At 64.9% G+C, this 25,062-nt stretch carries 27 protein-coding genes; 14 read left to right on the forward strand and 13 right to left on the reverse strand.

Features of this window, described 5'->3' with window-relative positions:
• Positions 1 to 225: 225 nt before the first annotated feature.
• Entirely contained in the window at positions 226 to 906 is a 681-nt protein-coding gene (locus GBZ48_RS10470) for a ParA family protein (protein WP_174470999.1), read from the forward strand.
• On the forward strand, positions 903 to 1,223 hold the full coding sequence (locus tag GBZ48_RS10475) for a hypothetical protein (protein WP_174471000.1): 321 nt from the start codon (positions 903 to 905) through the stop codon (positions 1,221 to 1,223). The genes GBZ48_RS10470 and GBZ48_RS10475 overlap by 4 nt, the downstream gene beginning before the upstream one ends.
• Before the next feature lie 195 nt (positions 1,224 to 1,418).
• On the opposite strand, the gene GBZ48_RS10480 is transcribed toward GBZ48_RS10475, so the two are convergent.
• The 3 genes from GBZ48_RS10480 to GBZ48_RS10490 all read right to left on the reverse strand — a co-directional run bounded on the left by GBZ48_RS10480 (position 1,419) and on the right by GBZ48_RS10490 (position 3,935).
• Entirely contained in the window at positions 1,419 to 2,444 is a 1,026-nt protein-coding gene (locus GBZ48_RS10480) for a replication initiation protein (RefSeq protein ID WP_174471001.1), read from the reverse strand.
• A gap of 480 nt (positions 2,445 to 2,924) precedes the next feature.
• Entirely contained in the window at positions 2,925 to 3,458 is a 534-nt protein-coding gene (locus tag GBZ48_RS10485; protein WP_174471002.1) for a hypothetical protein, read from the reverse strand.
• Positions 3,459 to 3,656: 198 nt separating this feature from the next.
• Positions 3,657 to 3,935, reverse strand: a complete 279-nt coding sequence (locus tag GBZ48_RS10490; protein ID WP_209798160.1) for a hypothetical protein — start codon at positions 3,933 to 3,935, stop codon at positions 3,657 to 3,659.
• A 62-nt stretch (positions 3,936 to 3,997) separates the two neighbouring features.
• On the opposite strand from GBZ48_RS10490, the gene GBZ48_RS10495 reads away from it, so the two are divergent.
• From GBZ48_RS10495 to GBZ48_RS10530, 8 genes are all read left to right on the forward strand, one after another.
• Positions 3,998 to 4,633, forward strand: a complete 636-nt coding sequence (locus GBZ48_RS10495; protein WP_174471003.1) for a transposase — start codon at positions 3,998 to 4,000, stop codon at positions 4,631 to 4,633.
• On the forward strand, positions 4,591 to 5,343 hold the full coding sequence (locus GBZ48_RS10500; protein WP_174471004.1) for a hypothetical protein: 753 nt from the start codon (positions 4,591 to 4,593) through the stop codon (positions 5,341 to 5,343). Before GBZ48_RS10495 ends, GBZ48_RS10500 begins: the two co-directional genes overlap by 43 nt.
• A gap of 270 nt (positions 5,344 to 5,613) precedes the next feature.
• A complete protein-coding gene (locus tag GBZ48_RS10505) occupies positions 5,614 to 5,907 on the forward strand; it encodes a hypothetical protein (protein ID WP_174471005.1) in 294 nt (97 codons plus the stop codon).
• 84 nt (positions 5,908 to 5,991) lie between these two features.
• Positions 5,992 to 6,372, forward strand: coding sequence for a hypothetical protein (locus GBZ48_RS10510; RefSeq protein WP_174471006.1), 381 nt, complete (start codon positions 5,992 to 5,994; stop codon positions 6,370 to 6,372).
• Between the two features lie 777 nt (positions 6,373 to 7,149).
• Positions 7,150 to 7,632 carry a hypothetical protein gene (locus tag GBZ48_RS10515; RefSeq protein ID WP_174471007.1) on the forward strand — a complete coding sequence of 161 codons (483 nt, stop codon included), beginning with the start codon at positions 7,150 to 7,152 and terminating at the stop codon, positions 7,630 to 7,632.
• Positions 7,629 to 8,588 carry a tyrosine-type recombinase/integrase gene (locus GBZ48_RS10520; protein WP_174471008.1) on the forward strand — a complete coding sequence of 320 codons (960 nt, stop codon included), beginning with the start codon at positions 7,629 to 7,631 and terminating at the stop codon, positions 8,586 to 8,588. Before GBZ48_RS10515 ends, GBZ48_RS10520 begins: the two co-directional genes overlap by 4 nt.
• 394 nt (positions 8,589 to 8,982) lie before the next feature.
• The gene (locus tag GBZ48_RS36165) at positions 8,983 to 9,558 is read left to right on the forward strand and encodes a helix-turn-helix domain-containing protein (protein WP_246307119.1); all 576 of its coding nucleotides are present in this window, start codon (positions 8,983 to 8,985) and stop codon (positions 9,556 to 9,558) included.
• Positions 9,559 to 9,572: 14 nt separating this feature from the next.
• Positions 9,573 to 9,833, forward strand: a complete 261-nt coding sequence (locus GBZ48_RS10530; RefSeq protein ID WP_209798161.1) for a hypothetical protein — start codon at positions 9,573 to 9,575, stop codon at positions 9,831 to 9,833.
• 76 nt (positions 9,834 to 9,909) lie between these two features.
• Here the strand turns inward: GBZ48_RS10530 and GBZ48_RS10535 are convergent, their stop codons facing one another.
• The 3 genes from GBZ48_RS10535 to GBZ48_RS10545 form a co-directional block, all read right to left on the reverse strand.
• On the reverse strand, positions 9,910 to 11,043 hold the full coding sequence (locus GBZ48_RS10535) for a helix-turn-helix domain-containing protein (protein WP_246307120.1): 1,134 nt from the start codon (positions 11,041 to 11,043) through the stop codon (positions 9,910 to 9,912).
• A 137-nt stretch (positions 11,044 to 11,180) separates the two neighbouring features.
• Positions 11,181 to 11,915 (reverse strand): hypothetical protein, encoded by a 735-nt coding sequence (locus tag GBZ48_RS10540; RefSeq protein ID WP_174471010.1) that lies wholly within the window; start codon positions 11,913 to 11,915, stop codon positions 11,181 to 11,183.
• 127 nt (positions 11,916 to 12,042) lie between these two features.
• On the reverse strand, positions 12,043 to 12,561 hold the full coding sequence (locus tag GBZ48_RS10545) for a hypothetical protein (protein WP_174471011.1): 519 nt from the start codon (positions 12,559 to 12,561) through the stop codon (positions 12,043 to 12,045).
• A 301-nt stretch (positions 12,562 to 12,862) separates the two neighbouring features.
• Here GBZ48_RS10545 and GBZ48_RS10550 point away from each other — a divergent pair, with 301 nt between their 5' ends.
• On the forward strand, positions 12,863 to 13,819 hold the full coding sequence (locus GBZ48_RS10550) for an SRA domain-containing endonuclease (RefSeq protein ID WP_174471012.1): 957 nt from the start codon (positions 12,863 to 12,865) through the stop codon (positions 13,817 to 13,819).
• Between the two features lie 212 nt (positions 13,820 to 14,031).
• Here the strand turns inward: GBZ48_RS10550 and tnpC are convergent, their stop codons facing one another.
• From tnpC to glgC, 6 genes are all read right to left on the reverse strand, one after another.
• On the reverse strand, positions 14,032 to 15,660 hold the full coding sequence (gene tnpC / locus GBZ48_RS10555; RefSeq protein WP_174471013.1) for an IS66 family transposase: 1,629 nt from the start codon (positions 15,658 to 15,660) through the stop codon (positions 14,032 to 14,034).
• 79 nt (positions 15,661 to 15,739) lie between these two features.
• Positions 15,740 to 16,087, reverse strand: coding sequence for an IS66 family insertion sequence element accessory protein TnpB (gene tnpB / locus GBZ48_RS10560; RefSeq protein WP_174471014.1), 348 nt, complete (start codon positions 16,085 to 16,087; stop codon positions 15,740 to 15,742).
• Complete coding sequence (gene tnpA / locus GBZ48_RS10565; protein WP_174471015.1) at positions 16,084 to 16,494, reverse strand: IS66-like element accessory protein TnpA; 411 nt, start codon at positions 16,492 to 16,494, stop codon at positions 16,084 to 16,086. The genes tnpB and tnpA overlap by 4 nt, the downstream gene beginning before the upstream one ends.
• A gap of 48 nt (positions 16,495 to 16,542) precedes the next feature.
• On the reverse strand, positions 16,543 to 16,968 hold the full coding sequence (locus GBZ48_RS10570) for a toxin-antitoxin system TumE family protein (protein ID WP_174471016.1): 426 nt from the start codon (positions 16,966 to 16,968) through the stop codon (positions 16,543 to 16,545).
• Between the two features lie 162 nt (positions 16,969 to 17,130).
• A complete protein-coding gene (gene glgA, locus GBZ48_RS10575; RefSeq protein ID WP_174471017.1) occupies positions 17,131 to 18,600 on the reverse strand; it encodes a glycogen synthase GlgA in 1,470 nt (489 codons plus the stop codon).
• A gap of 139 nt (positions 18,601 to 18,739) precedes the next feature.
• Positions 18,740 to 20,011, reverse strand: a complete 1,272-nt coding sequence (gene glgC, locus GBZ48_RS10580; protein ID WP_174471018.1) for a glucose-1-phosphate adenylyltransferase — start codon at positions 20,009 to 20,011, stop codon at positions 18,740 to 18,742.
• 672 nt (positions 20,012 to 20,683) lie between these two features.
• On the opposite strand from glgC, the gene GBZ48_RS10585 reads away from it, so the two are divergent.
• From GBZ48_RS10585 to GBZ48_RS10595, 3 genes are all read left to right on the forward strand, one after another.
• The gene (locus GBZ48_RS10585; protein WP_174471019.1) at positions 20,684 to 22,117 is read left to right on the forward strand and encodes an ammonium transporter; all 1,434 of its coding nucleotides are present in this window, start codon (positions 20,684 to 20,686) and stop codon (positions 22,115 to 22,117) included.
• Positions 22,118 to 22,292: 175 nt separating this feature from the next.
• A complete protein-coding gene (locus tag GBZ48_RS10590) occupies positions 22,293 to 23,150 on the forward strand; it encodes a pirin family protein (protein WP_174471020.1) in 858 nt (285 codons plus the stop codon).
• Positions 23,151 to 23,277: 127 nt separating this feature from the next.
• Positions 23,278 to 23,820, forward strand: coding sequence for an invasion associated locus B family protein (locus GBZ48_RS10595; protein WP_174471021.1), 543 nt, complete (start codon positions 23,278 to 23,280; stop codon positions 23,818 to 23,820).
• Positions 23,821 to 23,868: 48 nt separating this feature from the next.
• On the opposite strand, the gene GBZ48_RS10600 is transcribed toward GBZ48_RS10595, so the two are convergent.
• The gene (locus tag GBZ48_RS10600) at positions 23,869 to 24,996 is read right to left on the reverse strand and encodes a catalase family protein (protein WP_343049520.1); all 1,128 of its coding nucleotides are present in this window, start codon (positions 24,994 to 24,996) and stop codon (positions 23,869 to 23,871) included.
• Between the last annotated feature and the right edge of the window lie 66 nt (positions 24,997 to 25,062).

Consider the following 25,062-nt stretch of genomic DNA (forward strand, 5'->3'; position numbering starts at 1 on the left):
ATGTCGGTTCTCTGTTCCGTTGCTCCCTGGACCTCAAGATCAGTTCGGCCACATCCGTTCAGCGCATGCCCTGCATCCGATGGCGGCATCCAGGGTGGGCGTCCCCCTTCGCACGCTGTTCGTTCCCATTCGGTCATATGGGCAAATGGTCATTTGATCATAGAACCGCTTGACCGCCGACGAAGGACCGTGCTCCATGCGGCAAACATCACGTGGGGGACTCTCATGCCGGTCATCTCGCTCGCCAGCGTGAAGGGCGGTGTCGGCAAGACATCGGCTCTGCTCGCCCTGGCGTCTGATCTCGCTGTGTCTGGTAGCAATGTCGTCGTGCTTGATGCCGACCCGAACGGTCATGCAAGCAGGATCGGCGCACGCATGGCGAAGCGCCTGGATGGCGTGGCGTTCGCAGCCCTCGGCGGGATCACTGAGGCGAACATCCTCGCCAGCATCAAGAAGGCACGGACCGAGGCCGATTATGTGCTCGTCGATCTACCAGGCGTTTCGTCGAAGCTGACGCTGCTCGGATTGGCGCGATCTGATCTGGTCATCGTGCCGGTACAGGCCTCAGAGATGGACATCCACGACGCACTGCAGACGGTCGAGAACGTAAAGCAGGCTGGGGAGGCGGCGGACAAAACCATCCGTGCCTGCTTCCTGCTGTCTCGCTGGCCGATCACCATCGAGAGCCGAGCTGCAAAGGAAACGCGCAAGCGTCTGCAGTCTAAGGCGCCGGACGTCGCGGTCCTCAACACGCCGCTGATGGACCGGACCGCCTTCAAGGAGATGACCTTCAACGGCGCCCCGCCGCGCCTGGTGGAGCCGGGCGGCAATGCCGCGGCGAACGTCGAAGCAATCCGCCGGGAGGTCTTAGCCCTGCTCGGCGTCGAGGTTGAGGACGCAGCATGAGCAAGAAGGCAAACATCCCGCTGGATGACGACGACGATGACGACGTGCTCGCGCAACGCATCAGCGACACAGCGAAGCGGCAGGGCATCCCCTCTCTGACGCCGGCGCCAGTCAGCAACTCGCCGGCCGGCCCCCGTCGACCGATCAAAATCGAGGTGACTGACGAGTTATTCGACGCTCTCACGATCGCCGCAGCCGAGAGGCGCGTGACGAAGCGACACCTGATTCTGACTGCTCTTCGTGATGCAGGCTTTCCCATCAGCGATGCGGACCTCCGTGAAGACGGCCGCCGGCTTCGGGGATCCCGGAAAGAGTGACCATTCGACCGAATGCGCGAAAGACCAACTGAGCAAATGACCATTTGGCCGTACCTCATCAGCATCGTCCAAGTCGTGATCTGGCGCCCTCCCAGCCCTCATCCGCGTCGCAACCCGCCGCCCCCAAATGCCAAAAGCCATTGTGATTGCCCGCTTACGGGACTCCGGTCACGCTCAGGGGCTACCCCGCAGCGCTCACCGCAGGCCCTCTTCCTCGACTAGCAGGGTGGCAATCGAACCGACCCAGAGGCCCAGGCTGTCGGCGGCGGCGGCGGCGGCCGGCAGTTTTACGCCCAATACCTCGGCGCGACCCGCCCAGCGCTGACGCGTGGTGTAATCGGCCCCCTGGAGCCAAGTCAGCGCTCTCACCGCTGTGACATCGAGCGCCTTCGTCTTCTTCTCGCCACGACGTTGGATTTTGGGCTTGTCGAGTTCCTTGATGGTCTCGACGACCTCGGCCCTGTCTTTGCGGCGAATCCGGAAGGTCAACCCCACGACCTGACCGCCGCCGCGGCCCCGGCCCTGCCGGGTCTCGGTGAGATCGACCGAGAACTCCGCCAAGCGGTTGATCTCGTCGAGCGCCGGGTCCAGCGCCCTCTTCCTGAAGTCCTTGTAGTCGGCCAACCTGTCGCGGCAGCCCAGCAGGTCGCGCAATTCGGACGTTTGCACGGCCCACCAAGGGCTTTCGGCCGCGCGGTCGGCGTAGCGCTTCAAGATCTCGTATAGTACGAGGCCGTACTTCGAGTCGAATTGGTAGGTCACGCGCAGCGAGATCAGCGAGTAAAGGGCCGGTTCGGCCAGCCGTTCCCGCAGTCCTGCTGGAAAACTAAACTCCAGCAACCCCGTTCGTTCCTGCACACGACAGGTGCCCAGCAGTGGGCTGGATTCCCAAATGGGGCCTCTTTCCGAATCCAGGTAGTTGTATTCGACTGTCGTCGTCTGGAGTCGCTTCACCGACTCTTTGAGCCGGCGGTTGTCGTTCTCGCCAGTCTGGTTGCGCGCCTCGGCCGCGTAACGGCGCAGCGCCACCATCTCGACGCGGTGCCATTCCTGGTCGGTGATCGACGGCGCCGCGACAGCTAAAAGGTGGTTGAACAACTGCCGATCGCCGAGGGTGAGCCGGCCGGCCGGTTCGGCAATCTCGATCGACCCCGTGGCCTTCCTGAAGGTGGCAGGCTGCGGATGAGGAACGGCCGCCAGAGCTTTCGAGGACTTGGTCATGAGCGGACGCTACGTCGGACATCCGCCGAGATCAAGTCCGAATTATGCCGTGTAAATGTCCGAATTCACTGCCCCGTGTAAACGTCCGAATTCCGGGCCCAGGGCCGTAGAAATGTCCGTTAGAGACCGTGGAAATGTCCGTTAGAGACCGTGGAAATGTCCGTTAGAGGCCGTGGAAATGTCCGAAGGTGCCTTGCAGCTAATTGATATGTAAGAGAAATCTGGCCTCTAGGAATCAAGGATTCAGGATTCTTTAGGAGACACCGGCGGCACTGAATTCGGACATTTATACGGCCCAACCTCATCACTATAGCCGTGGCTTTCTAGGGCATGACCAGAGTCCCGACCTACCGACTTAGGTAGGTTGCTACCTGACTAAGTGGCCATTCGGCTCATCCGGAGTGCAACGGCAACAACCCCGACCGAGAGACCCGGCCGGGGTTGTGTTCCTTCAGATCGCGATCCGCGGCGGTCTGAGGATCAACGCTGGCGGACAAGGGCCCCCTGACCAGCGAAGTTGCCAATGCCGGCGGAGAGGTTCTGCACATTGGCGGCGTTGCCCGAGGCAAACAGGCCCTTGCTCCGCTGCATCACCAGCGCACTCTGCGACGCCGTGTTTCCAATGCCCGCCGCGGTGTTGCCGACCGTAGCGGACGAGCCACCGGAGAACAGCCCGCCGGACCGTTGGCGCACCAGGGCGCTCTGGTCGGCCATGTTGCCGATCCCGACTGCGGTATTTGACACGCTGGCGACGTTCGAGCCTGCGAAGGGGCCGCGGGACTTCTGCATTACGGTGGCAGCTTGGCTAGCGGTGTTGCCAACGCCAGCGGCCAAGTTGGATACGCTGGAGAAGTTCGGACCGCTGCCGCCGCGCTGGAAGGTGCTAGCATCCTGCACTGCGACGTTGCCCACACCAGCAGCGGTGTTGGAGATGTTCGACACGTTCTGTGCCATGGCCGGAGCCGACAGCAGGGCGAGGGTAGTGAAGCCGGCGAGGAGGGAGGTGCGGAACATGGGGCGGTCTCCTGGATTGGCGGGGCTCGCTGACCCCGGTGTGTCTCAATGACCAGACCCTACCCAAGCCCGCTTGCCCCGCCTGTGAGCCGGGCCACAACGATACTCACTTCCCGACGAGACCGTCCCTCTGAATCGGAGGAGAGCGCGATAGGCGTTAGGCTCGGCTTTGCGCGATCTGGGACGGCATTCCTTCCCTCACGCCCGGATCCAGAAGGCCGGTTCATCGGCGATGAAGGCGAGAGCTTCATCGAGGTCGAACACCGCTCCGAAGGGTCCAGCCGGTCTCCAGGCCTCGCGCCGCCACCACAGAACTTCGACGCGGTTGGTCTCGCCCAGTGGCCGCAAGCGGGCAACTGGCGCGCCGGTGCGGGCGCTGAACAGTGAGTAGCCGTGGTTGTTCTGGCGGACGGTGAGGCCGCCGCGCGGCCAGGGATAGGTGGCAATCCGCGCCAGGACGGGGTCGGTCGTGGGCATCGCGATCACGCGCGCACAAGTTTGTTGGGTCGCCAAACATCCGGCGCCCCCAGAGGGGTACCATGGTGCGTCCCGTTGTTCTCCCCAAGAGCTTCGTCGCGTGGCTGTGGCCGTACCTGGAGGCCTTCTCCGGACGCACCCGCGCCACGGTGGCGGCACTCACCGTCGGCGCCGTGCTGTCGGTCGGCCCGCGCACGGTCGCCAATGCGCTGCGCGTCCTCGGTTTGGCCGATGAGGCCGGGTTCGCAACGTTTCACCGCGTGCTCAACCGCAACGCCTGGTCAGGGCTGGTCTTGGTGCGCACGCTGCTGCACGCTCTGGTCGGCGCCTTCGTGCCGGACGGACCGGTCGTCATCGGCATCGACCACACTCTGGAGCGTCGGCGCGGCCCGTGCATCCGCCCGGCCAGCCAGTATTACGACGCGGTGCGGTCGTCCAAGAAGAGACGGGTCACCAGCCCCGGACTACGCTGGCTAACCGCCATGCTGCTGGTCAAGGTGCCGTTTGCCGGCCGCATCTGGGGCCTGCCGGTGCTCACCGCGCTGACCCCCAGCCGCTCCTGGTGCCAGGAGCACGGACGGCATTACCGGTCGGTCAACGACTGGGCGCGCGCCGGCTGCACCGCTGGCTGCCGGACCGGCTGCTGGTCGCCGTCATGGACGGCGGGTTCGCCGCGCTGGACCTGCTCGATGCGCTGAGCCCGTCGATGATCGTCGTCACGCGCTTGCGCTTGGACGCCAGCCTGTTCAATCCCCCGCCGGCCGAGCAACACTATGGCCGTCCGGCGGTCAAAGGATCCCGGCAACCGAGCTTGCGCGCTCGGCTGAGCGACCCGGCAACGGTGTGGCGGCGCGCCGTCCAGGCCAGCCGCACCCAATGGCGTAGCGGTGGCTGGATCGAGTACGCCAGCGGCACGGCGCTGTGGTATCACGCGGGCAAGCCGGTCGTGCCCATCCTGTGGGTGCTGGTCCGCTATCCCGACGGCCGGCGCGGGCCGGAGGCCTTCCTGTGCACCGAGCCAACGGTGCCCCCGCGCACGGTGCTGGAATGGTTCAATCGTCGCTGGTCCATGGAAACCACTTACGAAGAAAGTCGCGCCCACATCGGGATCGCGACGCAGCGCCAGTGGACCGATCCGGCGATTTTCCGCACGACGCCGCTGCTGTTCGGGCTGTATTCACTGATCACGTTGTACGTGCACCAACATGCCGACCGGCTGGCGCTGTCGCCGCGGCGCGCCCTGTGGTACCCCAAGCCGGCGCCGACCTTCGCCGATGCGTTGGCCCGTCTGCGCCAGCATCTGTGGTTCGAACAGGCCTTCGCCATGTCGCCCGAAAACACCGACATGATGAAAACCGCCCCTCCGCTCCTGCGCCGCCTCATCGAATCCGTCTGCTACGCCCCGTAGATCGCGACAATCCCGCACTCCGCTTGGCCTGATGACCACCGTCCCAGAGCGGACGGATGTCCTGCAATGCGCAAAGCCGAGCCTAACACCTATCGCGCTCTCCTCAGTTTGGCCATAGGAACTACCAGAAGCGTGGGGTGCGCTGACAAATCTACTTGGCAGCCTCCGCATTCGGTAGCGGGGATGTAGCGGGGCTGCCGTATCCAACGTCGAGATCGCCCACGTGCCGTACTGCGTATCGAAGCTGAAGCGCTGCACGCCAGTTAGACCGTGGCGCTGCTTAGCGATATGCAGTTCCACGATGTTGTAGGCATTCGCGAAGCGGCTTGCCCAAGCATTGTGGCGGGCTTCGAATGCCTTGTCAGTCTCGTCCGGGCGCAGCGTCGGCTCGGCGCGCTCAAGGCAAACCTGCTCACGGTGGGCAAACCATACGGCGTCGGCGATACCCTCCGTTCCAGCTTCGCCGAGGTTTACCGCCGCAATGACGTGCATTCCGTCCTGCAGACTGGTGCCATCGCGCAGATCTCTATTAACACATATAAACCTAAAAGCTTAGGCAAATAATCATAATTATTTCTTTATTATCCTATGTATTTAGGCGTATTTTTGCAGATATGATCATCGCGCCATGTACGTATGGAGATGACGATGGTCGAGTTTTCCACATACGAAGAATTAGATAATCTCATTGATGAAAATAACGGGGTTGTTTCGTGCAACATGCGAAGTCTGCGCGATTGCTATAATGTAGCTAAGCTTGGAGTGCACGTTGCGAGGCAGATATCTCGTGATCTCAACAATAGAGGATTGGGCCATTTCCCAGAAGATCTTCCAATAAATCAGTGGGATCGCGTTCGCGTATTCAAGAAGGCAAGTAAGCTTGGCGCTATTATTGAGTCATTAAGCTCTCTTGATGAAGAGTCAGATGATATCCTTCGTGAAGTGAACGGCGGAAATGGAGATGAGACCCTTAGAAAGGTCAAGGCCATGATTGATGACTACTTTGAGTGGACAACGGGGGAGTCCTAAGCATCACATCAGATTGATGCAGCCGGCGCATATTGTCCATTCAGGCGCCTGCTTCAGTGCTGTAATCGGACCTGGTGGTGGTCGCGGAGCCCCGTCGTGGCAGCGTATAAGGCTTGTGTTTTCCTCGAAGGATCAGCCGCCGGCGTTCGCGCCGCGCGGCTTTTTTGTTGCCTGGAGAAAGGTGTGATCATGGCGAAAAGACGACCGCCTCGGCGCTTCGAGCAATGGGTTATTCGGAAGACCTGCCTGCGTAGCGCGACACATCGCTTTGCCCGCATTTGGGAGCTGGAGTGTAGTGGTTGCCAGAGGCATTACGGTGCGAATAGCTGCGACCATCATTTGCGCCGGTGCCCGTTTTGCGATGGAGGCCCGCCGCCTGAACCTCTCGATGGAACGCAGGGCAATTGGCTGGCAGGCCCTAATGAGGCTCCTCACGGAGGCGGTGCGGGGCACGGTTTTGCTGGCTTTTCGAGGGGGCGGATTGCCCCCGGCAGGACGTCTCGGACCTCAATGAGACGGATGGGGGCGAAGGGAGACGACGCCCGCAGCCGCCAGTGCCATAACGAAATCATCATGCCCGTGGCCGACTTCGAAGGCGAAGCTGGACCGGAGGTGAAGGTTGGCACGGCCGGCTGGGGCGCTGAGGGCGAGTTGGACTTGGCAAAGCTCGCGTCGGCCATCCGTCCGTAACGACCACCGGGAAGAGGCGGCGGTGTGGGCCCCCCTCCCTTTATCTGTGATAATGTCCTTTATCACGCATACCAGAGGGCCACGTGCATGGCGCGCTCCACGGTGAACATCGACGGCTACGAGGACCGGTTCCGGAAGCTTCTTCCACGCTCGCAGGACACGACTCTGCTGGTCTTGAAGGGGCATCTGCTGATGGAGGAGCTGGTGAACGAACTGGTCACAGGCCTGCTGCCGAACCCAGCTGTGTTCTCCCCCACTCAGATCAGGCTGCACGACCGCATCTGCTTGGCCCAGGCTCTTCTGCCTAATGGAGAGGCACCTTTGCCGCTGGAGGCTGCCCTCACGCTGAACACCCTACGGAACAGACTGGCCCACCACCTGGAGCACCCCCAGGTGGATCAGCTCATAGCCGAGTTTCTGCGGGCGTTTGAGGACCCAGAAGCACTGGACGAATTCGGGACGGAGCGTACAGCCACCCGGCTTCGCCGCTGCATTGCGTTCCTCTGCGGCATGCTGGCGGGAATGGTCGCGGGGATCCGCGCGGTGAAGGACCGGAAGGCGCGGGCATGACCAACACCCTGGTATCGACGTCTGCGCCACCGCTCCCCGTGCTGGTCGCGGCTGCCGGTGAGCGGGCCAGCATCCGCTTCCTGGAGTTCTTCACGGCGACCATCCGCAACGCGCACACCCGCCGGGCCTACGCCCACGCGGTCGGCGACTTCCTGGCCTGGTGCGAGTCCGCCGGGGTGCCGGCGCTTACCGCGGTGCAGCCGTTGCACGTCGCGACCTGGATCGAGGGACTGACGCGCAGCCACACGGCCCCAACGGCCAAGCAGCGCTTGGCGGCAGTGCGGCATCTGTTCGACTGGCTGGTGGTGGGCCAGGTGGTGGCGGTGAGCCCGGCGGCTTCGGTGCGGGGACCCCGGCATGTCGTGCGGGTGGGCAAAACCCCGGTTCTGGATCCGGCCGAGGCGCGGGCGTTGCTCGACAGCATCGATGTCGGGACGGTGATCGGCCTGCGTGACCGCGCGCTGATCGGGCTGATGGTCTACAGCTTCGCCCGGGTCGGTGCCGCCCTGGCGATGCGGGTGGAGGACGTTTATCCCCAGAGCCGCCGGCTGTGGGTGCGGCTGCGCGAGAAGGGCGGCAAGGTCCACGCGCTGCCCTGCCATCACACGCTCGAAGACTATCTGGTGGCCTACCTGGACGGCAGCGGGTTGCGCGACGACCCCAAGGGGCCGCTGTTCCGCACGATCGGCCGCGGCACTGGCCGGCTGTCCGAGCGCCCGCTGCCGCAAGCGAGCGCCCACGCCATGGTGCGCCGGCGGGCCGCCGCCGCCGGCATCGAAACGCCGCTCGGCTGCCACAGCTTCCGCGCCACCGGGATCACCGCCTACCTGGCCAACGGCGGCACGCTGGAAACTGCCGCCGTTATGGCCAACCACGCCTCCACCCGCACCACCCAGCTCTACGACCGCCGCGGGGACCGGGTCAGCCTGGACGAGGTCGAGCGCATTCGGATCTGAGGGGGCGTCGCTCCCTGATGTCCAAATCAGCCTATCGCATGGGCAGCGAGCCCAATCTGCAAGACATATCAGTGAGTTGCATGAATTTTCACTTTGTTGCAGGAAGTTGCGGAAAGTTGCAGAAATTTTCACGGTTTTGGCGGGCAGGATGGGTGATGTGGGCCCCGTTGGCCCACATCACCGCCTTATTCGCCTGCGGCTCAACGGCGTCCTGCTCTGCGAGGCGGACAGGCTCCGCCTGTAGTGTTGGCTCCAGCATGGGGCACATGGGTCGTCTACCAGGGGAGCAGGCCAACCATGATCTGGCGTATCCTGTGCCGCTTCCGTTGCTGCTGCTATAGCAAAATGCTATAATTTTGCTATGCTTCGGATTGGATATACGCCGGCTTCCTTGATGGTTTTGCGCCAGATGCCGCGCCCCATTGCGGCCGTGATCCGTCAGACGATGCAGGAGGTGGCAACGAAGCCCGCCGCTGTTCAGAACGGACAGACACGGCAAGGATGCGACAGCCACCAGCTTGGCGTCGGAGACTGGCGGGTCGTCTCTGCCATCGAGGACGAGGCGGTGATCGTGATCGACGGTGGAGCGAGAGGGGAATCGATGGTCAATCCGGCGCAGATCCTCCGTGACAGCCAGGGCAGGCCGATGTTCGCTGTGCTGCCCATCGCCGAGTATGAGCGCCTGCTGGAGGCCGCCGACGAAGCCGCAGCGCTCCAGGCCTACGACGCCTACAAGGAGGCGGCTCCCGAGACCTTTCCCGATGAGGTGGCCGGGCGCCTGTTGGACGGGGAGCACCCGGTGAAGGTGTTCCGCGAGCACCGCGGTATGACGCAGAGCCAGCTCGCCCAGGCCGCTGGCCTCAAGCAGTCTTATGTTTCGCAGATCGAGAGCGGGGTGCGGACCGGATCGGTTGACGTTCTTAAGCGCATCGCCGCCGCTCTACGCGTAGACCTGAACGACCTTAGCTGACCAGGAGCCGGACCATGAGCAAGGCGCTGAGCCTCGAGAACCTTGAGTTTATGTCCGAGAAGGAGGAGGAGGCGTTCATGGAGGACTTCGACGCCGAGATCGCCTCTGACGACGGCGAGGAAGCCCGCTCCCATCTGGCTGCCGGCCGTCCCATCACCTATTGGGAGGAGGACATTCCGCCGGAGCTGTTGAAGCGGGAATACCCCTCGGGGCGGATCGAAGTGGTTGATTTCCGCACAAAGCCGGAGTGGGTGGTACGGGTTATCAAGGAATGACGTTGGCCTTTGTCCCAGCTTGTGATGGGAAGCTGGGACATGACCATCTGCACAGCAGAAATGTGACGTCAGTGGCTTATCGGGATCGGTTCGGGAAAGGAACTACAGCACCCGACTCTGTGCTTTGTACCGGCCTCTCCGCAAAGCGAGGAGTGAGTTGCACCACTTCAGCCCGATCTCGACTAAACCAGCCAGGCGGAAGATTGCAGAGGTTCTCAACGTCGCCGGCCGAAATTGTGAACTCGACAGCGAGTAGGTCGGCCTTGCTGCGTACACCAGCATCGACGATGAGGTTGAGGGCATCAGCCAACACGTGCGGCTGCTGCAACTCCCAGCGTCCGCGGTCTAGCGGCTCTTCCTTCGACCATCCTTTGGCGGAATAGAGTTTGTAGAGGTGGGGAGCTTGGTCCTCAGAAATCAAATTCAGATCCGCCAACCGTTTGATCTGCGCCTTAATGGAGACACGCCAGCGCTCCTTCAGCGTCACCAGCGCTGCTAGGCTGGGTACCCGCACCTCAAGAGGGAAGGTGGTAGAGGGCAGAAGGAAGGCACTTGCTAGCCGGAATGCTTGGGTTTCGATGTGCTTGAGATCAGTTCGCAACTGCTCTTCGGTTACATGCTTGTGCAGAAGCGCATGAGCCATTTCGTGGGCTGCGTCCATCTGTCGACGTGCAAAGGCCATCTTGTCTGTGGCCAGCAGAACATGCGGTCTGTCATCCGCTAAGGACCAGCCGCAGAGCCCATCGAGCTTCGCGGTGCCCATCTCAATTGAACCGATGACAAAGCCAACGCGCTCCATAAGAGCAACGACGTCAACGCACGGCCCTTCGCCAATCTTCCAGTACCGGCGCAGATCCAGGGCAATCCGTTCGATGTCCTCATCACGGAGCTGGCGGTAGCTGCTGCTGCCAAGAACGTCGGGGATGTCGACAGCAGGCAAATCCACGTAATGCTGCACCGTGGCGCTGACCTCCTGCAACCAGCGCATCTGGACCCGCTGGTACGCGAGATCGCGGACGTAGGCGCTCGACAGCGAGCGGAAGAACACCGGCCGTGCGCTTGTGATCTGCGGGCGCAGGAAGAATTCTGGGCGCACCCGCAACTCGGCTGCCAACTGCTGCAACGCGTCGGGATCTGGGGATGACGTGCCGTCCTCCCAGCGTGAGACGCTGCTGGCATTCACCCCAAGCCGCCGGGCGAGTGCGGACATGCTTGGAATCCGTAGCGCCTCCCGCGCCTCCGTCAGGCGGCCGGGAATGAACCCTGGTGTTCCCATTCTCATGACCAAACCCTCTTATGGGCAACCGCCGGGTGACGGCCGCCCTTCCCCGATAGCGTGGCGCGGTTTTAGCCCGCGCGGCCGTCTTCTTCATTAGCATTCGAATGGTCGGGGGCCTCAGGCACAATAAAAGGTTTCGGGCGCCGCTTGAGGCGGACCAGCGAACCGCTGGACGGGGCGGCCGGCGGTTCGTCGTCCGGGGAAACAGGGTTTCCAGGCAGATCGGCATAACCGGCCAGAAAATCCTCAATGGGAAGGTAGAGCACGTACTCCTGATAGGCGGAGTCGACAATGCCCACCGCGACCTCTTGAATCCCCCCCGCATCCGCCGGATCCCGGGCGATGAGGAAGAGGACGAACAGGTCACCAATCTTTGGACCTGTGCCGTCAAGGTCCAGCCGGGGAGTCAAAAACCAGTTCAGTGTCACGCCGGCCAGGCGAGACATGTTTTTGGTCGGGATCTTTCCTTTTTCCGGCATCGCCGCCAAGCCGAAGATGATGCCGTTCTCCGGCCCCTGAAAGCGCATAAAGGGTTGGAACACCTTCAGGCCGTTCTGCGGAATGACGTCACCCTCGAGCGGCACCCCCCCGTGCAGCAGGCAGGCGCTGCGAAAACCGTGCTCCTGCATTCGGAAGCGCGCTTGGCCAATCAGCTCCCGGGCCGATCGTCCGCTCAGCCCCGAGTGGTCCCGCACCATCTCGAAGGCCTTGCGAGCTTCGGCGACACCCATGTCGTAGAGGTCAATGATTAGATCGCGGGGCAGGGTCTGGAGCAGGCGGACTTTCAGCAGGGCGGCTTCCATAACATGCTCCAGCGTTGCGCTAACATGGAAATTATATCCAAAATTTTGCGCAATACAAGCTACAGATACCACTATTTTGCAATTTGCCCTGCTAGAGGCCGGCAGCCGAAACCGGAAGTTCTCCGGATCATTGCGCGTCGGAGGACGGTTCGAGCGGGGTGAAGGAGAAGATGTACTCGCCGGATACCTGGATCTTCACCGGGTTGCCGCCGACCTTCTGCGGCCGTCCGTCGACTGCGGTTTTGATGGAAGCTCCGAGAGTGCGGTTGAGGCGCGCCTTCAAGGGGTTGCCCCGCTCATCGCCAGGGCGGTTGCCGATGGCCTGCAGATAGATGCTCTGCAGGGCAGGGTCTGTGCGAATGCGCTGAAAGACGCGCAGGGTGACGTCAGCGAAGGCGGCGGCGGGGGCGCCGGCGGGACACAGCTCGCGCGCGAGGTCGATCGCCTTCATCTTGATGGCGGCTTCTGCCTCGACCTGCTTGGCGGCGTCGGGGTTGATGTTGTGGAGGGTGGGAGTGACCGCCTGGGCGATGAGGTGGGCGAGGTAATCCGCCTCCTCAAAGCCATACTCCTTGGCTTCACGAGCCACGGCCACGGCCACGGCGAGGGGGAGGCGAATGGTCTTTTGCAGGGTTACGTCGTCCATAGGGCCCTCCTTCGGCCTTCCAAAAGACGCTCTTAGCATGGAGAGTCTTTACAATGGAGAGTGTAACTAGGCCTACGACCACCGTCAATCGTAAAGATTGTTAATACATAAAGGGTCTCAAGGCTAGGCGCGCGCCTCTTTGGCTCCTGAGAACAGAACTATACCGGAACTCAGATGCAAATTCCCTCCAACTGGTCACCAAACAGAACGAGTATCACATAACGATGCTTGAATCGGATATCGATTTTCGGTATACGATTTCTATATCAGAAAAAATGCTATGTGAGAGATGGAGGGTGTGATGGCGAAGGATAGCAAGATCCCCGAGTGGTCCCTGCGTCCCGGCGAGCGGATCGAGCGCAAGGTGCTGCAGGACATCTATGGTGGACGGACGCAGGGCGGTATTGGTCCTTCCAAGTCGAGCCCGAACGTACTCATCTTCTCTGACCCTATCTCCGGCGAGCAGCATGGCTACGTTGATGGCTGGATGCCGGATGGGTGCTTCCACTACACGGGGGAAGGGCAGCGCGGCGATCAGCAGATGAAGTCGGGCAACGCCAGCATCCTGCGTCACAAGGAGGAAGGTCGCGCGCTACGGGTCTTTCAAGGCGCGCGCGGCACCGTGACGTACCTGGGTGAGTTTGAGGTCGACACCGAGCGCCCTTCCTACATCACCGACGCCCCGGAAACTGGAGGGGGGCCGATCCGCACCGTGATCGTATTTCGTCTGCGGCCGAAGGATATCGAGCCCGCTCCTGCGAGCAACAAGCTCGCCGGTATTGGCCCCGCCCCCGTGGAAGAAGTGCCGGTGGAGGAGCAATGGACCGAAAAGGCCTTCGTTGATCCCGCTCGTGAGCCGTATGAGATGGAGCGCCGCGAAGCCAAGTTGGTGCTGGCCTTGCGGGATCATCTGCGCAGTCAAAGCCACACTGTGGTGCGCCTGAAACTCCTGCCTGAGGGTGAGGCCAAGCCTATCCTCACTGACCTATACGACAAAACCACCAACCTATTGGTGGAGGCTAAGGGCTCCACCGAACGCGGTGCCATCCGCATGGCCATTGGCCAGCTCGCCGACTACCGCCGCTTCCTCGACGCCCCCGAGTGCGCCATTCTGCTACCGTCGGAACCGCGCTCCGATCTACGGCGGCTGGCAGCCGCGGAGGCCATCACGCTGATCTGGCCTGTTGAATCTGGATTCCGTTTTGAGCAGTCGTCGGCAGCCACTCAGGCTTCGGCCGCCGAGGCGGTGATCGCCTGATCAGAGGGAGGCGTCTATAGGTGAGATCTTTGCTCTTGTCGTGCCCTCTGGCCGGAAGTGGCACGCGGCGACCGCGCGCCGGATGATTCTGCGGTTAGAGCCCGACCGCAAAACCTGACGCTCATTTGTCGGTCTGCTGAGGGAAAGCCAGGGCTCGTCGTATCATTTAAATTGAGTGAAGTTTAAGCGTAAGCATCCGCTGAGTGCCGCGGTCAGGTAGCTTTCGTCTGCTCACGGATTGCTTTCCATTCCCAGGGGAGGAGTTCGTGCAGGCGGGTTTGAGGGATGTCGTTGATGCGCGCCAGCACATCGGCGAGCCATGCCTGGGGGTCTACGTCGTTGAGCTTCGCCGTGGTGATCAGGCCGTACATGATCGCCGCCCGCTGTCCGCCGCGATCGGATCCGCAGAACAGCCACGCTTTCCTCCCGAGGGCAATCCCGCGCAGGCCGCGTTCGGCGGCATTGTTGGTCAGGCACAGTTGGCCGTCGCCGAGGAAGCGGGTGAAGCCGTCCCAGCGGGTCAGCATGTAGTCCATCGCTTTGGCCACTGGGGCATGGCGGGAGAGTCGGGCGCGTTCCGTCCGCATCCAGTCCTCCAGCGCGGCTACCAGGGTGATGCCGTGCTCCCGGCGGGCTGCCAGCCGCTCGGCTGCCGGCTTGCCGTTCAAGGTGCGCTCGAGATCGAAGAGGGCGTCGATGCGCTTCACGGCTTCCAGCGCCAACGGTGAGATTGGCGGGGCGTCCTTGCCGCGTTTGGTATTCGCGGCGATGTCGGCCAGCTTGAAGAAGCCGCGCCGGGCATGCGCCCAGCACAGCACGTAGCGGATCGGCCCCGGCCGGCGATCGGGTTCGTACAGCCGGTTGTAGCCGGCGAACGCATCGGCCTGCAGCCAGCCCGTGAAGCCGGCCAGATGCCGTTCGGGATGCTCGCCCTTGCGGTCTCGCGAATAGTGGAACAGCGCTGCCGGTGGGGCTTGGCCGGCGAACGGCCGGTCATCGCGCACATACACCCACAGCCGCCCGGTGTCGGTCTTGCCCTTGGCCAGCACGGGCACCGGCGTGTCGTCGCCATGCAGGCGATCCGCCGCCATCACATGCGCGGCGATCAGGTCGTGCAGCGGCTTCAGCACCGCGGCGGCGGTGCCCACCTGGTCGGCCAGGGTGGACAGGCTGAGCGGCACACCCTCGCGCGCGAAGCGTTCGGCCTGCCGGTTCAGCGGCTGATGCTGGCCGAACTTCTCGAACAGGAGGGTGGCCAGCAGGTGGGGGCCGGCCCAGCCCCGCGGGGTGGTGTGGAAAGGCGCCGGCGGCTGGCTGATCGTCTCGCAGGCCCGGCAGGAGAACCGCTCGCGCACCGTCTGGATCACCTTCCATTGGCGCGGGATCACCTCCAGCGTCTCGGTGATCGTCTCGCCCAGCTTGCACAGCTTGTCCGAGCCGCAGCACGGGCAGCTCACCGGAGCCGCCACAACGACGCGCTCGCGCGGCAGGTGGTCGGGAAAGGGCTGGCGCGACGGCCGCTTGCGGGTGAAGGCCGCCACCGCGGTCGTTCGGGCAGCGGCCTGCTCGGCCGCCAACTCGTCCTCGCTGGCCGTCGCTTCCAGTTCTTCGAGCTGGAACTCCAACTGGTCCAGCAGGCGCGCCTTGCGCTCGGAACGCGTGCCGTAGAGCTCGCGCCGGAGCTTCTCGATTTCCAGCTTCAGGCTGGCGATCAGCGCCTCGGTATTTGACGCCATCGCCTTGGCCCGCGCCGCTTCGGCTTCCGCCGCGTCCGCCCGCGCCTCGGCCTGCGCCAAGGCGGCGCGCAGGCTGGCAATATCGTCGGGCGGGGCGGCGGTCATGGCGCCAGTTTACCTGGAAACGTGCCGTTGAGCCGCCGCAATCACCCCTGAACCGGTGCGTCGATTCACCGTGTCGCAGTCACCCTGCGGTCTCGGGGCGCCAAGTCTTCTGCGGGTTGCGCCAGTCGATGCCCTCGAGCAGATAGCCCATCTGCCCGACCGAGATCGACACCGCGCCATCCGCCGGCGTCGGCCAGATGAACCGGCCCCGCTCCAGCCTCTTCATGAACAGGCAACTGCCCTGGCCGTCATACCAGATGATCTTCACCAGATCACCCCGGCGTCCGCGGAAGATGAAGAGATGACCGCTGTGCGGGTCTTGGGCGAAGCGTTCCTGCACCAGCAGCGCCAAGCTCGCCCACCCCTTGCGCATGTCTGTGTGCCCGCTGGCCAGCCACACCCGCACGCCACTCGGCACCGGGATCATGCCAGGGCACCGATGACGGCCGCCGCCAAGGTCGGGTCAACTGGCCCTTCCAGACGCAGGCGTGCCCCGCTGGGCAGGATAACCTCGAGAACCGCCGGGCGCGTGGTCGGCGTGGCCGGAAGCGGCAATGGCTCAGAGGGGGCCACGACCGGCGGTTCCGTGACGCTCGGCTCCGGCGTGATGGTCACCGCGACGAAGCTGGGCGGTTCGGCCACGGAGGTCCCGCCGACCTTCATCAGGTCCCGCCAGCGATACAGCAGGCTTTCGTGCACGCCCAACCGACGGGCCGCCTCCGTCACCACCACGCCGGGCCGGAACGCCTCCTCCACCATCCGCACCTTCTCCGCCGGCGCGTAGCGCCGCCGCCGTTCCCGGCCCGTCAAAACCTCGATACGCTGGTAAGCCATGACGTTTGCAACTCGTTTGCGTCAGCGCGATGACGCGCAACGCAAAACTCAAACGTCAGACCCTGTTTTGCCAAGGTGGCCCTCACCGGAGGCGTACCCTTGGTCGTCATCCTCGGTGTCCTCCATCGCGATGGTCAGCGCGACGCCCGCCGTCCGGCAGGCGCGCTCCGTGGCTGCGAAGAAATCGCTCAGCAGTGCGTCCGCTCCGGTGAAGGCGTAGGGAACTGGATCGGCCATACGGCCATAACGGTGCTCATGGTCGAAGCGGGTTTCCCGGCCGACTCCATGCGCGTTGTCGAAGCCCATCAGGCGGGTGCCGTCCACATCGTGCAGGGTCAGCGAATAGCGCATGCCGTGGGGCTTCTCCGCGGTGACCGGCGTTCGCCAGAGGCGAAACCGCAGGCTCCACCCATTCTCCAGCCAGTAGCGCCGCCGGTGACATCCGAGAAGGCGCTCAACCGCTTCATCAACCATATATCTCTCACCGATATATGCTTCAATATGGCATCATTGTATATCGTAAAATGATATAAGCCAGGGTCGGATGCAGGCGCGGTGCTGGTCTCGGGCATCATCAAAAGGGACCGCCTCCCGTGGGCGATCCCCAGGCAAACGGGTAGCGGGCCGGCCCGCCTCTTACCGCCCTCCAAGCCCCCGATACAGCTCCATGTACTCCTCCGCCGGCCCGTGCCAGCCGAAGTCCCGCGTCATGGCGCGGCGCTGCATCGCCTGCCAGCGGTCGGGCTTGCGGTAGACGCTCATCGCCCGGCGCAGTGCCCACACCAGTTCCTGGCCGGTCGCGTTGACGAACTGGAAGCCCGTCGCGCTGCCGTCGGCGCTGGCGGCCGGGTTGGCGTCGATCACCGTGTCGGCGAGGCCGCCGGTGCGGCGGACCAGCGGCAGGGTGCCGTATTTCAGGGCGTAGAGCTGGGTCAGGCCGCAGGGCTCCGAGCGTGACGGCACCAGGAACAGGTCGGCACCGGCCTGGATGCGGTGGGACAGCGGCTCGTCATAGCCGATGCGGACGCCGATGGACTGCGGATGCCACTGGGCAAGCTGGCGGAAACCGGCCTCGCTGGAGGCGTCGCCGCTGCCCAGAACCACCAGCTGGCCGCCCCAGGACACCCATTGGCCGGCGGCCTCCAGCACCAGATCGAGGCCCTTGTGCCAGGTCAGGCGGCTGACCACGGCGGCCAAGGGCGCGTCGGGGCGGCGGTCCAGGCCGAAGGCGGATTGCAGATCGGCCTTGCAGGCGTCCTTACCGCCGAGATCGTCGGGGGTGTAGCGGGCGGGCAGATGCGGGTCGGTCGCCGGATCCCAGACCGCGTAATCGACGCCGTTCAGGATGCCGGTCAGCACGTCGGACCGGGTGGCGAGCAGGCCCTGCAGACCGGTGCCGTGCTCGGCCGTCTGGATCTCGTTGGCGTAGGTCGGGCTGACCGTGGTCAGGCGGTCGGCATAGTAGCAACCGGCCTTCAGGAAGCTGATGTTGCCGTAATACTCGACCCCATCGACGCGGAAGCTGGAGGAGGGCAGGCCGAGGTCGCCCATCATCCAGGGGCCGAACAGGCCCTGATAGGCGATGTTGTGGATGGTCAGCACCGTGCCCGGCCGGAAGGGGCCGGCGAAACGGTCGGGGCGCAGGGTCAGATACGCGGGGATCAGCGCCGCCTGCCAGTCATGGCCGTGCAGGATGTCGGGCCGCCACCAGGGATCGTAGGAGGTCTCCGCCGCGAAGCCGGCGGCGACCCAGGCGAGGGCTGCGAAGCGCAGGGCGTTGTCGGCCCAGTCCTTGCCGTCCGGCCCGAGATAGGGGTTGCCGGGACGGTCGTACAGCGACGGCGCCTTCAGCGCATAGGCGAGAACCCCGTCGGCGGTGCGGCCGATGCACAGCTGGGCGCGGTCGCAGCCGGGCAGGTCGGTGATCAGGTCGCCGACCTCATGCAGGTTCTGCAGGCTGTTCAGAACGGCGGGATAGCCCGGCAGCAGCAGGCGGACATCGGCGCCGGCGGCGATCAGGGCCGGCGGCAGGGCGGCGGACACGTCCGCCAGCCCCCCCGTCTTGACCATCGGGTAGCATTCGGACGTGACGTAGAGGACGCGCATCGGGAAGGCACTCGGCGATAGGCGGGAGGGGTGAAAGGCGGGAGGGTGTGGACATGGTATAGCGCCGATGCGGGGCCGGTGGGGAGCCGGACCGCATCAGCGCGGGCCATGGGGCAGGGGAGGGCGGCGAAATGCCGCCTTACTCCTTCGGCAGCTTCTCGATCATCTCGCGGGTGATCAGGACGACGCCGCCCTCGCTGCGGTGGAAGCGCCTGGCGTCCAGCTCCGCGTCCTCGCCGACGACGAGGCCGTTGGGGATGCTGACGCCGCGGTCGATCACCACCTTCTTCAGGCGGCAATGGCGGCCGATGTCGCATTCCGGCAGGACCACCGCCTCGTACAGCTCGCTGTAGGAGTTGACGCGGACCGAGCTGAACAGCAGCGAGCGGCGCACGGTGGAGCCGGAGATGATGCAGCCGCCCGACACGAGGCTGTCGATCGCCGTGCCGCGCCGGTTCTCGTCGTCGAAGACGAATTTGGCGGGGGGAAGCTGTTCCTGATAGGTGAAGATCGGCCAGTCGCGGTTGTACATGTTCAACTGCGGCGTGACGTGGCAGAGGTCGAGGTTGGCTTCCCAATAGGCGTCGATGGTGCCGACGTCGCGCCAGTAGGGGGCGTCGTCCGGCGCGTCGATGATGGCGCTGTCGGCATAGTCGTGGGCGATGATGCGGGCGCCGGTCTTCACCAGATGCGGGATGATGTCCTTGCCGAAATCGCGGCTGGAGCCGGGGGTGGCGACGTCGCGCTCCAACTGCTCATAGAGGAACTGGGCGTTGAAGACGTAGATGCCCATGCTGGCCAGCGCCATGTCGGGACGGCCCGGCATCGGCGGCGGGTCGGCCGGCTTCTCGACGAAGTCGATGATGCGGCGCTCCTCGTCGATGTGCATCACGCCGAAGCCGGTCGCCTGTTCGCGCGGGACGGCGATGCAGGGAACGGTCACGTCGGCCTTGCGGTCGATGTGGTCGAGCAGCAGCGCGCCGTAATCCATCTTGTAGATGTGGTCGCCGGCCAGGATCAGGACATATTCCGGCTCGTGGTCGCGCAGGATGTCGAGGTTCTGGTACACGGCGTCGGCGGTGCCCTGGTACCACTCGGTCTCGCTGACGCGCTGCTGGGCCGGCAGCAGGTCGCAGAACTCGTTCATCTCGCCACGGAAGACGTTCCAGCCGCGCTGGAGATGGCGCAGAAGGCTGTGAGACTTGTACTGCGTCAGCACGCCGATGCGGCGGAAGCCGGAGTTGACGCAGTTGGACAGCGCGAAGTCGATGATGCGGTACTTGCCGCCGAAATAGGTGGCCGGCTTGGCCCGTCGGTCGGTCAGCTGCTTCAGACGGCTTCCGCGTCCCCCGGCCAGCACCAGCGCCACCGCACGTCGCGGTGCGAGGCGCAGATCCCGTTTGTCGAGCATGGCCGTTACCCCCTTTGCCTTATTCTTGCGGCCGCTCGGCTGCGGCCATTCCATATGGAGGCGTTGACGGTGCCACATCTCGCCGCCATGTCCAATAGGCGCGGCGGACGGGTCGCATCGGCTTACCCGCCGCAATACCTCTTCGCGGTCCTAGGAGGAACGGGGGGCGTATGCCCTACTCCGCCGAACGGACTGGAGGGAAGAGGTAGGGTCTTGGTCTGGCACCGCCGCGATGCCGCCGCAATGGGCGGCTTTCGGGCCATGGCGTGCCCAAATTTTCATCATCTGCCGGAATGGCAGCCAAAATGCCGGGGTAAAGCGGAGCGAAATCGGGCTGCCGGCCCTGCCGTTCGGTCGAAAGCCCGGAATTTGCGGCGAAATGTCGGTTCCGAAATCTGCCTGTTTCCTGTGCAAACACCGGGTGCGACTCGTAGGAGGGTGCCCGTTCGGGGGTCCCGCGTCAGGACAACCCTGACGATTCCAAGCCGTTTTCAACTGGCACGCTTCTTGTAACGCTGGAGACGTCCTTGGTCCCGTCCGCCGCCCCGTCTTTGCCGGGGACGGGGCGACCGGGACGGGGTCGCCCCAGTGCGGTGCCCTGAGCGCGGAACACCTCCGGTGCCGCGCCGGCCGTAAGGGGGTGGGAGCGATTTTGGAGAAAGAGGAGCCTCGATGAACCGTCTGTTCCTTATGGCCGCACCGATGATGGCGGTTGCTCTGGGCGCGGTCGGCATGCCGGCCGCAGCCCTTGCCCAGGATCCGGCGGCTGCCGCCGCTGCCGCGGCTGCGGCTGCCGCCGCTGCTGCCGCACCGGCGGCTCCGGCGCTGAATGGCGGCGACACCGCCTGGATGCTCATCTCCACCGCGCTGGTGCTGATGATGACCATCCCCGGCCTGGCGCTGTTCTACGGCGGCATGGTCCGCAAGATGAACGTGCTGGCGACGGTGATGCAGAGCTTCGCCATCACCTGCCTGATCAGCGTCCTGTGGTACGTCATCGGCTACAGCCTGGCCTTCACCGGCACCGGTGCCTATGTCGGCGGTCTCGACCGGCTGTTCCTCAACGGGCTCGACTTCACGAAGGCCTTCGTGCTGGGCGAGGCGACGGGGTCGGGCGTCCCGACGACGATCCCCGAGCCGGTCTTCATGATGTTCCAGATGACCTTCGCGATCATCACCCCGGCCCTGATCACCGGCGCCTTCGCCGACCGCATGAAGTTCTCCTCCCTGCTGGTCTTCACCGCGCTGTGGTCGATCGTGGTCTATGCGCCGATCGCCCACTGGGTCTGGTACCCGTCGGGCTTCCTGTTCGGCCTGGGCGTGCTGGACTTTGCCGGCGGCACGGTCGTGCACATCAACGCTGGCGTCGCCGGCCTGGTCGCAGCACTGGTGATCGGCAAGCGCAAGGGCTATCCGAAGGAAGCCTTCATGCCGCACAACCTGGTGCTGTCGCTGATCGGCGCCTCGCTGCTGTGGGTTGGCTGGTTCGGCTTCAACGCCGGTTCGGCCCTGACCGCCGGTCCGCGCGCCGGCATGGCGCTGGCCGCCACGCACATCGCCACCGCCGGTGCCGCCATGGGCTGGCTGTTCGCGGAGTGGATCGTCAAGGGCAAGCCGTCGATCCTCGGCATCATCTCCGGCGCCGTCGCCGGCCTGGTCGCGGTGACCCCGGCCGCCGGCTTCGTCGACCCGACGGGCGCCATCGTCATCGGCATCGTCGCCGGCGTGGTCTGCTTCTGGTCGGCCACCAGCCTCAAGCACATGCTGGGCTATGACGACAGCCTGGACGCCTTCGGCGTGCACGGCGTCGGCGGCCTGATCGGCGCCATCCTGACCGGCGTGTTCGCCAAGATGTCGGTGTCCAACAGCGAAGGCGGCTTCGCCGCGGTCCTCCAGGCCGACCCGAAGGCCACGCTGGGCCTGCTGGAAGGCAACGCCGCCGCCGTCTGGATCCAGGTCCAGGGCGTCCTCTACACCATGGTCTGGTGCGCCGTCGCCACCTTCGTCCTGCTGAAGGTCGTCGATGTGGTCATGGGCCTGCGCGTCGAGGAAGATGTGGAGCGCGACGGTCTCGACCTCGCCCTGCACGGCGAGAGCATCCACTAAGAACATCCCTTTCCCACGGGTCTCTTGCGAAAGGCCGCCGGTTCTCCGGCGGCCTTTTTCGTTTCGATTGTTGCGCGGAGCGGAACGCTGTGACGCGGGCGGGCCGGCTTCACGGCGGGGCTGCGGCGGACTACCTCTGGTGCATCGTCATTGTGTCCGCTCAGGAGTTGCCGCCATGTCTGCCAAGCCAGCCGCCCCCGGTGTCCGTCCGGTGCTCGCCGCCGTGGAGGGCATGGCCACCTCCGACGGCGCCGGGGTCAGCATGACCCGCATGCTGGGCTCGCCGCGCCTGCGCACGCTCGACCCCTTCCTGATGCTCGACCTGTTCGGGTCCGACCAGCCGACCGACTATCTCGCCGGCTTCCCCGACCATCCCCACCGCGGGTTCGAGACGGTGACCTACATGCTGGCCGGCCGCATGCGCCATGCCGACAACCACGGGCATGAGGGCGTGATCGAGACCGGCGGCGTGCAGTGGATGACCGCCGGCCGCGGCCTGATCCATTCGGAGATGCCGGAGCAGACCGAAGGGCTGATGCGCGGCTTCCAGCTGTGGATCAACCTGCCGGCCCGGCTGAAGATGACCGAGCCGCGCTATCAGGAGTTCCCGGCCGCCTCCATCCCGGTGGAGCGGCGCGAGGACGGGGCGACCGTCACCGTCATCGCCGGCGACACCGCCCGCGGCACGGCGGGCCCGGTGCGGGCCGAGGCGACCGACGCCCGCTATTTCGACGTGGCGCTGCCGCCATCGGTGTCCTTCGCCGAGCCGCTGCCGGCCGGGCACACCGCCTTCCTGGTGCTGTTCGAGGGCACGCTGACGGTGGGTGGCGAAGCTTCGCTTTCCGGGCCGCGGGTGATCGTCCTGGGCGACGGCGAGCGGGTGGAGGCGGTCGCCGGGCCGGAGGGCGCGCGCTTCCTGCTGCTGGCCGGCGAGCCGATCGGCGAGCCCATCGCCTGGGGCGGCCCCTTCGTCATGAACACGCGGGAGGAGGTGATGCAGGCCTTCCGTGACTTCGAGGAAGGCCGCATCTGATCGCCCCCTGCCGCGCGGAAGGCCGTTGACCGGTCCCATGCGCGGCATCTCGTGCCTTGCACCCCCGCCGCTGCCGGTTATCATGGCGCATTCCGTGTTAATACGAACGATGGCGGGGGCTGGGGCTATGCGTGCAAAGGGTCTGTGGGGCGGGTTCAGGGCGGTTGCGGCTGCTGGAGCATTGGCCCTGGGGCTGGCCGGGACCCTGCTCGCCGCCAAGCCCGCCGCCGCGGTCGACGTCTCCAAGGCCGCGGCGGACTTCGGGCCGGAGGGCGCCTGGACCAACCAGTGCGACATCGACCGGATGACCGACAGCAAGACCTGCCGGCTGATGATCTACCGCCTGTTCGACGACGGGAAGGATGTCGGCTTCATCGCGCTCAGCATCATTCCGACCGGCAACGACTTCCACCTGTTCCTGACCACCAGCCAGGGTCTGATCGACCGCTGCGCCATCCGCGTCGACCGCCAGCCGCGCATCGAATCGCATGTGGCGACGCTGAACATGTGCATGTTCCCGAACTTCGTGTCCGGCCGCGTCGCCGACCAGTTCCGCAACGGCTCGACCATCCTGGTGCGCGTCAACTCCCGCCTGGGCAAGCGCGACATCGATTTCCCGCTGAACGGCTTCTCCCGCACCTTCGAGGAGATGCAGCGCAGCCTGCAATGAGGGTGAGGGGCCGGTTGAGGCCCCAACCCTGTCTCCGACCCTTTGGCCTTACCCCGGCAGCCGGTAGCCCGCCTCCGGCTCGTGCATCGGGCAGCCGTTCCGTTCCATGCGGAATTCGGCGGAGCGGCCGTAGGCGAGGCGCCGGGCGCGCATGATCGAGCCCAGCGGCCGGTGCGCCGCCAGCCCATGCCAGGGGCTGAAGGCCAGCCGGTCGTCGCCGGAGCGCGACCGTTCCTCGCTCCAGGCCGTCTGAGGCGGCACGGTGATGCGGGCGATGGTGCGGTAGGGGCTCAGATCCTCCGGCCACACCACGCTGGCATCCTCCACCGGCATGCGCTCCTCGTCGGTGCGCAGTTGGGCGCGCAGTTCCCAGACGGCCTCGTGGTCGCGGAAGAACTCCGTCACCGCCTCGCGAATGCCGTTCGGCTTGCCGTTGAGGTCCAGCGGCGCGTCGGCAAGCGCGGTCAGGTTCGGCGAGACCGGCACGATCGACAGCTTGGCGATGTGGTCGCCATGGCGCAATGCAGCCTGGCTGTAGAAGGTTTCACCCAGGATGTGGGTTTCCGGGTGGCCGCCCAGCGTCTTCAGCGTCGCGCTTTCGCCGCCGAAGGCCTCCACCACCCGTTCGGCGACGCGCAGGCCAGCCGAAAGCACCTTTTTCGCGGTTTCCGCCCGGTCGGTGGTGGCGGCCAGCAGCTTCAGCGTCAACAGGAACTGCCTGGCATCGGGAGCCGAGAAGGCAGGGGCGTTGGCCATGACGAAATCCTGCGTGGCCTCGCCCTCCGACCCCGGCAGCCGCTCGCCGGACACGCCCAGCACCTTCACCGCCAGACCGCGCGGTGTCGAGACGCTGTCGGGCAGGATGTCGCCCGGCGTCGTCGACAGCCGCAGGATCACCGGATAGCTCTCCGCCTTCGCGAACAGTCCCTGGGCCAGTTCGGCCGGCAGGTCGTCCAGCACATCCAGCCGGCCGATCAGCAGCCCATGGCTCTTGGCATGGACGCTGCGGTTGGCATGGCCGCTGTCCTCGAAGGTCTTGGCGCTGATCGACAGCATCGTCTCGGCCAGATCGTTGAAGACCTGCGCTTCATCGGGACCCGGGTTTTCGACCGACGGCGTATAGGCCAGTGGCCTGGCATTGCGCCGGGGGGTGGGCTGGGTGGAGGCAGCGGACACGGGCGGGGCTCCCGAAGAGGAGGAAAAGGCGGGGTGCAGCCGGGACAACAGCCGCGCACTGTCCTC

This window comes from Azospirillum melinis (assembly GCF_013340935.1).
GTDB classification, from domain to species: domain Bacteria; phylum Pseudomonadota; class Alphaproteobacteria; order Azospirillales; family Azospirillaceae; genus Azospirillum; species Azospirillum melinis.

What these genes read in the sequence shown, in the direction of transcription:
- GBZ48_RS10470 (WP_174470999.1), top strand. Translation starts at nt 226, where the DNA reads ATGCCGGTCATCTCGCTCGCCAGCGTGAAGGGCGGTGTCGGCAAGACA.
- GBZ48_RS10475 (WP_174471000.1), top strand. Translation starts at nt 903, where the DNA reads ATGAGCAAGAAGGCAAACATCCCGCTGGATGACGACGACGATGACGAC.
- GBZ48_RS10480 (WP_174471001.1), bottom strand. Translation starts at nt 2,444, where the DNA reads ATGACCAAGTCCTCGAAAGCTCTGGCGGCCGTTCCTCATCCGCAGCCT.
- GBZ48_RS10485 (WP_174471002.1), bottom strand. Translation starts at nt 3,458, where the DNA reads ATGTTCCGCACCTCCCTCCTCGCCGGCTTCACTACCCTCGCCCTGCTG.
- GBZ48_RS10490 (WP_209798160.1), bottom strand. Translation starts at nt 3,935, where the DNA reads ATGCCCACGACCGACCCCGTCCTGGCGCGGATTGCCACCTATCCCTGG.
- GBZ48_RS10495 (WP_174471003.1), top strand. Translation starts at nt 3,998, where the DNA reads ATGGTGCGTCCCGTTGTTCTCCCCAAGAGCTTCGTCGCGTGGCTGTGG.
- GBZ48_RS10500 (WP_174471004.1), top strand. Translation starts at nt 4,591, where the DNA reads ATGGACGGCGGGTTCGCCGCGCTGGACCTGCTCGATGCGCTGAGCCCG.
- GBZ48_RS10510 (WP_174471006.1), top strand. Translation starts at nt 5,992, where the DNA reads ATGGTCGAGTTTTCCACATACGAAGAATTAGATAATCTCATTGATGAA.
- GBZ48_RS10515 (WP_174471007.1), top strand. Translation starts at nt 7,150, where the DNA reads ATGGCGCGCTCCACGGTGAACATCGACGGCTACGAGGACCGGTTCCGG.
- GBZ48_RS10520 (WP_174471008.1), top strand. Translation starts at nt 7,629, where the DNA reads ATGACCAACACCCTGGTATCGACGTCTGCGCCACCGCTCCCCGTGCTG.
- GBZ48_RS36165 (WP_246307119.1), top strand. Translation starts at nt 8,983, where the DNA reads ATGGTTTTGCGCCAGATGCCGCGCCCCATTGCGGCCGTGATCCGTCAG.
- GBZ48_RS10530 (WP_209798161.1), top strand. Translation starts at nt 9,573, where the DNA reads ATGAGCAAGGCGCTGAGCCTCGAGAACCTTGAGTTTATGTCCGAGAAG.
- GBZ48_RS10535 (WP_246307120.1), bottom strand. Translation starts at nt 11,043, where the DNA reads ATGTCCGCACTCGCCCGGCGGCTTGGGGTGAATGCCAGCAGCGTCTCA.
- GBZ48_RS10540 (WP_174471010.1), bottom strand. Translation starts at nt 11,915, where the DNA reads ATGGAAGCCGCCCTGCTGAAAGTCCGCCTGCTCCAGACCCTGCCCCGC.
- GBZ48_RS10545 (WP_174471011.1), bottom strand. Translation starts at nt 12,561, where the DNA reads ATGGACGACGTAACCCTGCAAAAGACCATTCGCCTCCCCCTCGCCGTG.
- GBZ48_RS10550 (WP_174471012.1), top strand. Translation starts at nt 12,863, where the DNA reads ATGGCGAAGGATAGCAAGATCCCCGAGTGGTCCCTGCGTCCCGGCGAG.
- tnpC (WP_174471013.1), bottom strand. Translation starts at nt 15,660, where the DNA reads ATGACCGCCGCCCCGCCCGACGATATTGCCAGCCTGCGCGCCGCCTTG.
- tnpB (WP_174471014.1), bottom strand. Translation starts at nt 16,087, where the DNA reads ATGATCCCGGTGCCGAGTGGCGTGCGGGTGTGGCTGGCCAGCGGGCAC.
- tnpA (WP_174471015.1), bottom strand. Translation starts at nt 16,494, where the DNA reads ATGGCTTACCAGCGTATCGAGGTTTTGACGGGCCGGGAACGGCGGCGG.
- GBZ48_RS10570 (WP_174471016.1), bottom strand. Translation starts at nt 16,968, where the DNA reads ATGGTTGATGAAGCGGTTGAGCGCCTTCTCGGATGTCACCGGCGGCGC.
- glgA (WP_174471017.1), bottom strand. Translation starts at nt 18,600, where the DNA reads ATGCGCGTCCTCTACGTCACGTCCGAATGCTACCCGATGGTCAAGACG.
- glgC (WP_174471018.1), bottom strand. Translation starts at nt 20,011, where the DNA reads ATGCTCGACAAACGGGATCTGCGCCTCGCACCGCGACGTGCGGTGGCG.
- GBZ48_RS10585 (WP_174471019.1), top strand. Translation starts at nt 20,684, where the DNA reads ATGAACCGTCTGTTCCTTATGGCCGCACCGATGATGGCGGTTGCTCTG.
- GBZ48_RS10590 (WP_174471020.1), top strand. Translation starts at nt 22,293, where the DNA reads ATGTCTGCCAAGCCAGCCGCCCCCGGTGTCCGTCCGGTGCTCGCCGCC.
- GBZ48_RS10595 (WP_174471021.1), top strand. Translation starts at nt 23,278, where the DNA reads ATGCGTGCAAAGGGTCTGTGGGGCGGGTTCAGGGCGGTTGCGGCTGCT.